The organism is Burkholderia pseudomultivorans (assembly GCF_001718415.1).
Classification (GTDB): Bacteria; Pseudomonadota; Gammaproteobacteria; order Burkholderiales; family Burkholderiaceae; genus Burkholderia; species Burkholderia pseudomultivorans_A.
Genome location: NZ_CP013377.1, coordinates 1,516,122 through 1,528,632, shown reverse-complemented (window position 1 = coordinate 1,528,632; position 12,511 = coordinate 1,516,122). Strand labels below are relative to the sequence as shown.

The 12,511-nt window shown below is 70.2% G+C and carries 1 protein-coding gene; it reads right to left on the bottom strand.

Annotation, left to right across the window (positions count from 1 at the left end; translation table 11 throughout):
* Positions 1–6 precede the first annotated feature (6 nt).
* Positions 7–12,345 (bottom strand): LWXIA domain-containing protein, encoded by a 12,339-nt coding sequence (locus tag WS57_RS06440; protein ID WP_069244348.1) that lies wholly within the window; start codon positions 12,343–12,345, stop codon positions 7–9.
* Between the last annotated feature and the right edge of the window lie 166 nt (positions 12,346–12,511).

Below are 12,511 nucleotides of genomic sequence, written 5' to 3'. Positions count from 1 at the left end.
CCCCCCTTACCCCACAATCACCGTCTGCCCCGGATCGATCTGCGCGGGATTCTGCGCAAAACTCCGGTTGAGCTGCAGGATCTCGTCGAGCGCGACCTCGATCCGTCGCTCGCTCGTCATCTGCTGCTGTTCGTCGGCGGGCACCTTGGCGGCCGCGAGCAACGACGACTCGTGACGTTCCGCGATCGTCCACAGTGAATCGCCGGCGACGACGGTGACGGTCTGCGGCGTGGTCGTCGGCGGCTGCGCCGGTTGCGACGGCTGCTTCGACGGCTGCGCGCCGGGCGTCGTCGGCGTTGCGGACGTGCCAGGCCGTGGCGTCGCAGGCGTCGTCGGCACAGCTGGCACCGTTGCACCAGGCGCCCCCGACGGCGCCAACGACGCCCCCGGCGTCGGCGTCACACCGCCGTTCGTCCCCGTCGGCTTCGGCGAACCCGCCGGCGACTTGTCCTTGTCGTCCGACGTCGCCGCCACCACCAGATTGACCCCTTGCACGACGCCGAAAATCACCACCGGCGCCAGCGCGATGGCGGTCGGCACGCGTTCCATCCACGGCGTCGCATTCGGGAAATGCGTATTCAGGCGCCCGGCGCCCAGCAGGATGCCGGACGCCGTCGTCAACGCGCCGGTGGGGTCGCCCGTCATCATCGTGTGAATGCCGCTCGCGACGCTGGCGGCCGATGTCACGTAATCGCCGACCGCGCTCACGGTACGCGCGATCTGGCTGCGATTCTCCGCATTCACGCCGCGCAGGCTGCCCGCATAGACGATGCCCGTATAAGCGCCGGAGAACAGCCCGCCGAGCGCCTGCCCGCCGGCCAGCCAGTTTCCGTGCACGAGCGCCTCCGTCGCGTTCATCGCGACCGAGCCGGCATAGCCGCTGAGCGCGAGCAGTCGGCCGACGCGGCCGACCATGTGTCGCGGGCTGCCGTGATGCAGCAGCTTCAGCGACGTGCCGCCGACCACGCCCTGCATCTGCGCGAGCATGTCCGCGGCGATCGCCTTCGTATGCGTGACCGTGTCGTCGAACGACAGCAGCTTGTCCGCGTTCAGCTTGCGCAACTGCGCCGCCTTGGCCTTGCCTTCGCGCGCGATCTGCTCGAGTTGCGCACCGCGTCCGTCCACGTCGAAATGATTCGCCCGCAATTGCGTCTGCATCCCGTGCACGAGCCGGTCGACGACATGGTCGAACACGCGCGGGTCGCCGTTCTTCAGGCTCGCGACCGTACCGTGGTGCAGCGCCTGGAACAGCCGCCCGACCCGCATGCCGACAGACAGCGAATTGGTCGCCGTGCGCCCCGATTCCCGCCCGAGCGTGACCAGCCCGCCCACCCCGATGACATCGATCGCACCCGCCACCCCGATATCGACGGCGACCTGCTGCGACGACTGCGGCTTGTCGCCATCGAGCATCCGCTTGTGTACGCGCAGCGCATACAGCTCGGCCTGCCCGCGCTTGTCGTCGGGAATCTTCACCTGGCCGAGCTGCGCGGCCTCCCGGCGGCTCGCGCCAAGCGGCTTGGTGCCGTCGTTGATCAGCGCCGGCGCGCGCACCACCGAGCGCCAGTATTCGAGCGGCGCGTCGGCTGTCGCGACCTGTGCTTGCGACCGCGTGGTCACGCGCTTGGGCACACCGGCGCCGTACTTCGTCAGCCAGCGCTCGCCGAACGCGCGTGCGCGCTGTTCCGTGCCGTTGCGCGGCGCGTTGCCGTCGGCGTTCCAGAGCGGCGTCGCATACTCGATCGTCGCCTTGCGAGCCTGGTTCAGCAGCACGGTCGTGTTGCCTTCGTAGAGCCGCTTGCGCAATGCCGCCACGTCGGCCGGCGTCATCCCGTCCGCGGCGCCGATCCGTTCGACTTCCGCGAACAGCAACTGATGCTGGTTCGCGAGCGTCTGCCGGTCGACGCGCTCGAACACGCGCGTCAGCGCATCCGCGCCGTGCAGCCGGCCGATCACGTCGGGACGGCCGCGGTATTCGACGATCAGCTTCGCAAGCGCCGCGGTGAGCGGCTGGTTGCCGATGAAATCCGCGCCATGCGTGCCGTACGACAGGCCCATATGCACCCACTTGAGTGCGTCGCGCTCGAGCACCGCGCGCAGCAGCGTCTCGTGGCCGCCGCCCGGCACCGATTCCGGCACCGCGTCCCAGCCGTGGAACGTGACCATCACGTTCGGCGCGACGATGTCCGGGTTATCGTTCGCCCACTTTTCGAGCGCGCTGAAGAGCCGCACGTAGTCGTGATACGTATCGTTCGTACCCGACTGGAACCGGTAGTCGGAGCCGGACACGAGCGCACGCGACGGCGCGGTTTCGAGCCGGATCGCGAAGCCCGATTTCGCCGCCTCGTCGAGCCAGCGATGCAGGTGCGCCAGGTCGTCGAGCGCCAGCGGCTTGCCGTTCGAGCCGGGCGCGGGAAGAATCCTGCCGTTCTCGCCGTCGAAGACGGTATTTTCCTGCTCGCCGAGCGCATCCACGGCGCGCAGGAACTCCGGATCGTGCGCCTTGCCGAGCGCCGCCGCGAGCGAATGCGGATCGATCACGAGCGTGACGATCGGCATCACGCCGCCGTAGCGTTCGACGAGCTGCGTCATCAGCGCCGGATCGTCGCGCAGCGAGAATGCGCGCGCCATCGGCACCATCCGGTCCTGCAACTGCGGGTCGGAGCGCGTGAAGATCTGCCGGATCCGCTTGTCGGCGACGGTCGCCGCGCCGAAGCGGCGCGTGCGCGCCTGGAGCTTGCCGGGAATCGGCAGGAACCGCGACGCCGACGTCGACACGTCGCGCGCGACATACAGCTTGTTGAGCAGCGTGCGCCACATGCCCGCGTCGACCATCACGGCCTGCGGCTCGCCCTTCAGCACGAGGTTCACGTCGCCGGATCGCTGCGCCTGCTTGTTGAAGGCCTCGATCTGGTCGTGCGTCTCGAAGTAGTCGCCGGTTTTTGCGGCACCGTTGCGCAGGCTGTACTCGATGGCCGTGGTCGACGCGAGGCCCGGCTGGTACGGTTCGATCGACAGCGTCCGGGGCTTCGCGCCGGCGGACGGTGCGCCGCGACGCATCCGCTGCAGTTCGCCGCGCACGTCGTTGTAGGTCTGCCGCGTGCGCGCGGCCAGCGCGCGGAATGGCGCCGACTGCCGCCTGCGCGCCTCCGCGTCGCTCAGATGTTCGGCCAGCGCCTGCGCGCGCGTCTCGAGCGCCGCGATGCGCGTCGGCCGCGCAGCCTTCAGGAAGGCACGCGGCGGCAATCGCGTCAGCAGGAAATGAAGGTCCGCGCCGAAACGGTCGTCGCCGATCGGCATCTCGTCGAGCGACACACCGCGGTGACTCGCGTTGTTCGCGTGGCGAATGGCGTCGAACCAGCGCATCTCGCCGTCGCGCGCCGAGATCACGCCGACCGGATCGCCGAGTGCCTCGGCCACTGCGCCGTCGGTCCTGAACACGTAGACGACGTGACGTTTTCCGTCCACCGCGCCGTTGCGGATCGCGCTCAGCAGATGCTGTGCGTTGTTGCCGCTGAAGTCGATCGCATGGAATGCCGACGCGTCCGACGGCAGCAGGTGCGGATCGACGAGCGGCGACGTCGAAGCGGCGGACGCTTCCCCGCCCGCTTCCGCACCCGCCTTCGCGCGTGTCGGCGACCAGCGCACCGGCACGAGCGACTGGAACACGTCGCCGGCCTTGCGGCGCGGCGGGGTGTCGATGGCGGGGTCCTTCGCGGGCTTGAAGCCGCCGATGCGGTCGACGGTCTCCGGCTTCACGTCGCTGACCACGAAGCGGATCCCGCGGCGCGGCGAGCGGCCGACCGGAATCCCGCCGCGGCGCTGCCGCCGGAACACCGTGCGCAGATCCTGCTCGGGAATCTCGGTGTCGCCAAGCGGCGCCTTCTCGTAGTACTTCCATTCGTGGTTCGTATTGCGCGCCGCGTAACCGAGCACCTTGCCGGTCTCGTCGTCGACCACGTGAATCCAGCGGCGCTCGCCTTCGACCGCCGCCACCGCCTGCCGCGGTCGCTTGAAAACCGGCGCGTCGTGCAGCTTCGCCACGTCGGCGGCGAGCGTCGCGTCGATCGTGCGCCCCGACGCCGCAACGGACCACGACGACCGGCCATCCTGGCTCTTGATCTTCGACGGGCCGCCGAATCGCATCAGCTCGTCGTGCGCGACCGGCGATACATAGAAATCGTAGCCGCGGCGCGCGTTGCGCCCCTTCGCGCCGGTCTTCGCGAGCGCCTTGCGCAGCGCAGACGGCACGCGCCCGCCGTCCAGCATGCGCACCGGGCCCGGCACGCCATGCTCGTCGGTTTCGAGCACCGCGACGAACGTCGGCGACGCATGCTCGGCGTCCTTGGCGGGCCGCGCCGTGTGCTCGGTGATCAGCACCTGCGCGTTGCGGCCGAGCTTGCGCCCGAGCCCGTCGAGCGTCGGCGCGTGCGCGCCGTCGACCCGCGTCAGCGTGCGCCGCTCGAGGCTGTCGAGCCATGCGGCGGCCTGGGCCTCGCGCGCTTCGGCAACTGCGGTCGAGGTACCGCCTTCGGGCACGGCCGGTGCCGCCGCATGGCCGGATACGGTGGCCGGCGACGCGCCGGCCGGTTCGTTCGCAGCGCCTGCGAGCCGGCCGCCCGGCCCTGCCGCGCCGAGCGTCGGCCAGGTCGGGTTGCCGTCGGCCGCGCCGAGCGCACGCATCCCGCTCGCATGCACGGCCGCATAACCGTCGGGCAAGCCGCTGCGATCGACGCCGACGAGCCGGTACGACACGGCGCCGGTCGCCGCGTCGCGCGTACGCACGACATACGCATCGGCGCCGGCCGGCTTGAACAGCTCGCCGTCGGGCGTGGCAATGCGCACCGCATTCGCCGGGTCGTGGCCGAGCGTCGACAGCAGCACGGCATCGCTCGGCGCGGCGGCATCGACGGCCGCGCGGTTGGCGGCCACGCGCGCGGCGACGCGCTGCTGCGCCGTCAGCTCCGGCTGCACGAAGGCGGTTTCGTCCGGCAGCGCGTCGGCCGGCACGTACGCGTAATCGGCCGCCCCCGCCTGCACGGCATCGAATGCGCGTTCGAGATCGTCGTGACCGACACGCTGCGCACCGGGCGGCAATGCGCGTCGCTCGGCGGGCGACGGGTCGTGTCCCGCACGCGCCACCCTCGTCTCGGGTACCGTGCCGCTGAAGCGGAACCACCCGTCTTCGGGATCGATCGCGCCGAAGTCGGTGCCGCTGCCGAGCGTGATGCTGCCGTCGCGCGTCATGAATTCGACGCGCAGGTTCGTCAGGCCCGCCGCCTCGAACGCCGTCATCACGTCGTCGATGACGCGGGTCGGTTCGGGCTCGTCGAGGAAATAGCTCGGCCAGTGCTGGCTCACCGTGCCGCCGGCGCGCGTCACGCGGGCGGCGTCGCCGATCACGCCGGGCCGTTCGGCCAGCGCGCTGCGGAACGGATGATCGAGCGTCACCGATTCGAACGTCCCGTCCGGAATCGGCGTGAAATCGTAGGCCGGGTCGGCGAAGGTCGGGTCGGGCACGCGTGGCACGGTCGGGCGCGCAGCCGCATCGGGAATCGGTCGCGCCGCGCCGTGCGCGTCGGACGACGCTCCGGTCGACGCGCCGTCCGCGACGAGCGCGGGGCGCCCCGCGCGCGCGGGATCGCCGCGAAACACCTGCATCGGGAGACGATCGCGGTCGACCTGGCCGATCAGGCGCGTCTCGTGCACGGCCACCGAACCGTCGTGCCGAACCATCAGGATGTCGGGCGGCGCCCACACCGACGTCGGTCGCCCGGTCAGCTCGGACAGCCGCTGCGCAAGCGCCGTGGCGAACGTCGCGTTCGCGGCGCGCACCTGGCCGGGCGCGACGCGCAGCGGATCGTGCCGGGTCGAGCCGCCGAAGCACGAATACAAGGTCACGTCCTGCCCCGGCGCGAGATGCGGCGCCACCCGCGCGGCCACCTCGTCCGGCGTCAGCGGCCGGCCTTCGGGGCCCTGCATCACGTCGGCCGAGATGCCGTGACCGAACACCACGTGATGACCGGGCGGCGACATCAGCCCGCGCCGGCCGATCGCGTGCAGCCGGTCGCTTTCCGGCATCAGCATCGTATCGACCGGGCGCAGGAATTCGGGATGCAGTTTCGCGTCGATGCCCGTCACGTCGTCGAAGCCGGGCTGCAGCACGGACTGGCCATGAACCGTCGTCGTGACGATTCCTTCGTTGGCGATCCGCCGATCCGTATAGACGCCGCTGTCCGGCCGATAGGTTTTCTGCGGAATGCCGGACAGCCCGTCGTCCGGCTCCGCTTCCTGCGCCTCGCGCGCGGCCCATTCGTCGGCCTTGAAGACCCGGCCGGTGTCGACGTCGGCGAGCGGCGTCGGCACGTAGACGGGCGGTTCGGTCCCGTCCGGCTCCGCCGCGAGACGCGCAGGCGCGGGCCGCCGCGGTGTCGCTCCGGGCGCGCCGGCATCGCTGCGCCGCCCGCTGTCCGCCTGCGGATCGATCTGCTGCTCGATCGGGCGCACCGGCTCGACCGGCGCATCGCCATGCGCGGCCGCGCCGGGCACCGTTGCGCCGCGTTGGGCGAACACCGTCGGCGGATCGCTCGCGTCCGGCGCTTCGGGAATGTGCAGGTAGAGCCGCGTCGACACGTCCGGATCGTCGGCCGGCACGATGATCTTGTCGCTGTTCGGATGCAGGACCAGCGCACCGGTGCCGCGCACCGAATTGGACGCGATCGACGCGATCACGGGCGCCTGCAGTTCGTACGCGAGCTCCTGCGCGAACGGATAGTCGCCGGAACCGAGGTAGCAGCCGGTCAGCAGCACGCCGTTGCCCGCCGTATAGGCCGGATCGTCGAGCAGCTTGCGCGCGAACACCTTCGGCGGCATGCGCTCGCCGTCGAGCGTGACGGCGGTCGAGCTGTCCCATCTGACGTTCTGCGGCGTCGTGCCGTGCGACTCGACGATGTCGAAGCCCGACACCTTCAGGAACTGGCGCGCAGTCGGATGGCCGAGCAGGTTCACGACCTGCGAGCCCGGCACCGGCCGCAGCTCCAGCGGATTGAGCAGCACCGGCTGCGCGCGGCCCGGCGAGAACTTGCCGTTCGTATCGGGCTCGATCTGGAAGCGCGCGAGCCGGCGGTTCGGATCGGGATCGGCGCGCCGCCAGCCGGCTGCGTCGCCGCTACCGTTGCGGCCATACACGGGCGCCTGGATCAGGTCCGCGAATTCCTGCAGCAATTGCGGATCGGCGCCGCTGTGCGCGCCGTCGAGCGCGACCGGCACGCCCGGCGTATAGCCGTTCCACGCGAGCTGTTCGAGCGCGTGCGTCATCTCGAGCGCGCTCGCCGCGCGGCCGCTGCGCGGATTGACGATCGAGCCGCGCCTCGTCAGCACGCGCCACACGTACACGCCGAGCGGCACGCGCGCTTCGGCGGGTGCGTCGCTGCCGCCCCAGCGGTTCGAGACCGGCCGCGACGCGACGTTTTGCCAGTCGACCCGGCGCGGCGCGCCCTGCTCGACGATCGGCAGCCCCGGCGAGAAACGATAGGTGCGCGGCGCATACTGCACCGAATGGTCGGGCACGCCGGCCCGATCGGGCGCGCCGGGCTCCAGCACGATGCCGCTCGTATAGCCGGAGGCCGGGCTGCCGTCGCTGCGGGAGCGCGGCGAGCGCCACGCGACGAAGCCGCTCGCGCCGTATACGTCGACGCCCAGCACGTTCGCGAGCAGTTGCGCGAGCGGGCTCACGCGCGTGCCGGCGCCGCACGCATAGAGGATCACCGGCGACTTGCCGTCCCAGCCGCTGCGCCGGACCATGTCGGCCATCTCTTCGGCGCTGATCGCCTTGCCGGCCGCGTTCGCGAACGAATCGGCCCACGCATGCGCATACACCGCGAAATAGCCGGGCGGCACCGGCATCAGCGGCCGCTCGCCGGCCGGCAGCCGGTTCTCGGGTTGCGCCGGGTTGGTCGAATAGATCGCGAGATCGGCTTCGCGGCGCGGATAGGCGCCCCACTGCGTTTCGGCGAGGCCGAGCGGCGCATTGATCACGTCGACGCGCCGGCCGTCCTCGTAGCGGATCAGCGGCTTCGCAGGATCGAATCCGCGCGGATACAGCACGCGCAGCGGACGGTCGTACGCACCGTTCATCGACAGGTCGAGCCCGTTGCCGGCATCGTTCGCGGCGACACGTCCGAGGATCGCTTCGGGCGGCACCGCGCCGTCCGCGGCAAGTGCGCTGCGGTCGACCAGCGCGACCGCGTAGCGTCCCGCCACCACGCCGTCCTGCGCGACCATCAAGGCGTCGTGGAAGGCCGCATAGCGCGTCACGTCGATCGTGCCGTCTTCGTCGCGCACCGCCGCCGGGTCGTTGCCCGCGTTCGCGCGGCGCGCATCCGCGTTGGCCGCGCGCAGGTCGTCTCCGAGGTCGCCGCGCTCGGTCGCCGGCAGCCCGTCCTGCTCGGGCGCGCGCGCATTGCCTTCGGTGTCCTCGAGCGCATACACGTAGTACTCGATGTTCTCGAGCCGGTTGCCGCTGTCGAGAACCGATCCGACCACCTTGGAGAGAATCTCCGGATCGGCGGCGACATGCGCGGGAATCTCCCAGGACGCGGGGCGCGCGTTCGCCGCGGGCACGCCGGTTTCGTCCGGCGCAGTCGGCCCGGCCTCCTCGCCGGACAACGCTTCGCCAATGGCCGGCGTCGCTTCGCCGCCGGCCGCTTCGGAATCGGGCGCGAGCCGCAACGTGATCGCGTCGCCGTCGTCGGCGATCCCGTTCGAGCCCTTCGTGCGGCGCGCGCGCAGCCACGACGCGAATTTCGAGCCGCGGCCGGCATCGGTCGGCGCGAGCGGTTCACCGTCGTCGGCCGTCTCGCCGAAGCTGGCGGCCTGCTTCTCCGCGTGCTGCCACGGATTGCCGATCTCGCCGACCGCGAGCCGCTGGTTCACCAGCCCGTCCGACAGCATCGTGTGCATCACGTCGAGCGCCGTCGGCCTCGCGACCGGCGGCGTCGCGGGCGTCTTCGTGATCGCGCGGATCGGCCGCTCCATCAGCGTGTGCGAGCCGAGCCCCATCTGCGCGACGCCGATCCCGAGGTTCAGCAACTGCTGGGCGCGATCGGAATCGGACATCGCATCCCAGTTCTTGATCAGCGACGCGCCCTGGTCGAGCATCTGGTAGCCGCCGATCGCGCCGCCCGACACATTGAACACCGCGGCCGTGCGGCCGGTGGTCTGTGCGAGCGAATCGAATGCGTCGGCCTGCTGCGCGAAGCGGCCGAGGCCGGACAGCTCGGTCGCCGCGCCGTCGCCGCGCGACGCCAGCGTCAGCATGTCCGACATTTGCCCGGTCGTGCGCAGCAGCGACGACGCTTCGGCGAGCGACTTCGCCGCGAAGCCGAGCCCGCCGCCCGCCATCCCCGCGCCGCTGCCGATCAGGCTGAGCCAGTCGCCGCGCGCCTGCGCATTGCCGAAGCCGATCGACTGGCCGTGTTCGCTGAGGTTGTGCAGGTCGCCGATCGCGGTCGGCACGCCGACCGCCATGCCGGTGCCGACCGCCGTCCACGCGGCGACCAGCAACGGCGCGGCCACCGTACCGATCCCGCTCGCGACCAGCACGACGCCGCCGGCCGCCGCGAGGATGCCGGTGCCGATCTCGAGCACGTGCTCGAAGCGCTGCCAGCCGGTGGTCACGTGCGCGGACTGCGTGTCGTATTCGACCGGGCCGCCGGACGCCGGGCCGATCGTCAGGTTCTTCGGGATATACAGCGTGCCGTCGTCGGACAGCGCGTTGTTGTGCCGGTAATCGTCGATGTCCTTGTATTCCCAGCCGCGATCGTCGATCAGCCGATATTCGTTCGGACTGCCTGCGACCTGCACCTTGAACAGCGCGCTCGGGTTCGCGCCCGAATCCTTCGACACGTAGTAGATCGGCACGAGCGACACGACCGGGTGATCGCCGCCGACCTTGCGGATATGGTCGACGACGGTCTGGATCATCTGCGTCGCGGCCGAATTCTGCGCGTACAGCGACTTGTCGTTCACGGCCGTGCCGTTCAGCAGGTGCCCGTTGCCGACGATCATTTGCTCGAGCAGCGCCATCGACGGCACGTCGTTCGCATCGGTCGGCACCGCGCCCGGGTCGTCGGGCTGCATCCCGAGGCCCGCGCCGACGAAGTTCGTCAACTGGTTGGAGCCGGCCGTGAACGTATACGACTTGTCGTCGAAATTCTTCTGGAAATCGCTGAAATACGCCTGCAGCTGCTTCGACGGATCGGCATTGAACAGCTTGTAGCTGGCCGTCGCGGCCTGCTGGTTGCGCGTGTTCTGCGCATGCTCGGTGCCTTGCTGGTAGCGCAGCTGGAAGTCGTTCGCGAAGCCTGCGCGAAACCGGTCGTCGCCCTGCATCTGCGACAGCAGCGCCTTCGACAAGGCCGGATCGACGCCCGACGCGAGCGCCTGGCGCACGCCGTCGAAGCCATATCCCGGGTCGCTGCCGCGCAGCGTGTAGATCAGCGTCCTGGCATTGCCCTTGTCGTTCAGCAGCCAGCTCGCGACGTCGTCCTCGCGCTGCACGGGCACGCCGCTCGCGGTCGGCTGCTGGTCCGCGAGCCCGACCGCGACGCTCAGCCCCTTGTAGAACTCGGTACCCTGCCCGTACGGCTGCGGCGTGCCCGTGTTGTTCTGAAACCACTTGTCGTTGAAATCCTTCTCGACCGTGTCGAGCACGACGCCGGCGAATTCCGGCGGCGCATCGGCGAGGATGCCCTGCATCCACTTGCCGGCCTTGTCCGCGTTCATCGTGCCGTCGTTGCGCGCCTGCACGCTGGCCGTATCGGTCGCGCTCGCATCGGGCTTCTTCATCAGCGGATCGATCTGCGCATGGATGAAGCTCGCGTTGAAATGCGGCTGGCCGGCCTGCGTCCACAGCGTCTGGCGCTCGTCCAGCGAGAACGACGCATCCATGTTGGTCTTCAGCACCTTGAGCGCCGCGCTGGCGCCGCCGGAACCCTGCATCGCCAGGTCGACCTGCTGCTTCGTGTACTGCAGCCGCACGTCGGGCGCGGCCGCGAGCAGCAGCTGGATCTGCTTCTGCGGGTCGCCCTTCGCCTTCGGATCGACATGCGCCATCGCGTACTGGAACACGCCCTGCTGATCGAGCTGGTCCTTCAGCGCCTTGGCCTGGGCCGGGTCCTTCACGTTGGCCGGGTTCACCTCGACGCCCGTCATCTTGACGAACGCCTCCGCGAGCGGATTCTGCTGCGCGAGCGCCTTTTCCTGCGGCGACAGCGTCGGATCGTTCGGATCGACGGTCTGCCCGGTCTCCTGCAGCAGCGCGAACGTGACCGGATCGGACTGTGCGAGCTGCTTCATCTGCGGCGACAGCGACGGATCGTCGGGATTGATCGTCGCGATCGTGCGCTTGAGCTGGCTTTGCTCGCCCAGCACGTCGACGAGCCCGGAGTACCACATGCCGTCGTGATTCTGCTTCACGGCGGCGACAGCCTGTTTCTGCTCGTCGGCCGTCACGTAGTTCAGCGCGGTATCGTCGCCGCCCATCACCTTGTCGTACTGGCTCTGCGCCTGCGACATCTCCTGCGTGATGTCGGCCTCGTCGGCCCGGCGCAGGCCGCCGGGCTCCTTCTGCCACGCCGCGTAATCGGCCTTCGCGTCGTTCAGGCGCAGCGTCGCGGCCGACACGCTGTATTCGTGGCGCAGCGCGTTGGTCAGATCGGTGTAGGCGCTGTCCTGATTCGCGTCGGCCGTGCTCGCCGCCTGGCGAAGCTGCGCGCCGGTCTCGGGATCCGCGCGCCGCACGCCGCCGGGCAGGCTGTTGTACTGCGTCAGATCGGCATGCGCATCCTGATCGTGCTGCGCCGCGAGCGCAAACTGGAACGCCTTCTCGTTGGTCGCGCGCTGCGGCGCCGATTCGGCCGCGACCGACTTCTGCGCCGCGTCGACGACGTCGCCGAGCACCGGATCGTTCGGCGAAGCCTTGCGCAGATCCGCCGCGACGCCCGCGATCGCCTTGTTGGTATCGCCGCCGCCGTCGGCAGCGACGCGCATCTGGTTCTCGACGGCGGCCTGCACCGCGCCCCACGCGGACTCGGCCTTCTTGACCTGATTGTCGAGGTCGGCCTGCGACGCGCCCTGATCGTGCAGGCGCTTGAGCGTGGCCATCTCGGCCTGGGCCAGCTGGAGCAGGCGCTGCGTCTCGGCCTGCGCCGCCGCGAGGGCCTTCTGTTCGGGCGTCTGCGCAGGCGGCGCGCTGCTCGCGCCATTGCCGTTCGCCGGGTCGTTGTCATTGTGCGGCGGCGGCACGTACGTCGATCCGCCCCCATCCACAGCCATCAACACCATGTTCGTTCTCCCGCCGCCTGCGTGATGCGCCGCGGAAACGGCGGGCAGCCACGCGCAATGGTCCATTGTGCCGAACGGAAATCGGTCGAAAAGGCGTGAATTACGTAGTTGCCGGGGCGATCGCGCCGCCTGGGCAGGATGCGCGCTACGAACGGCGAAGCGGCGG

Excerpts from the sequence above, each read along its gene's own strand:
- WS57_RS06440 (WP_069244348.1), bottom strand. The coding sequence starts at position 12,345 with ATGGTGTTGATGGCTGTGGATGGGGGCGGATCGACGTACGTGCCGCCG.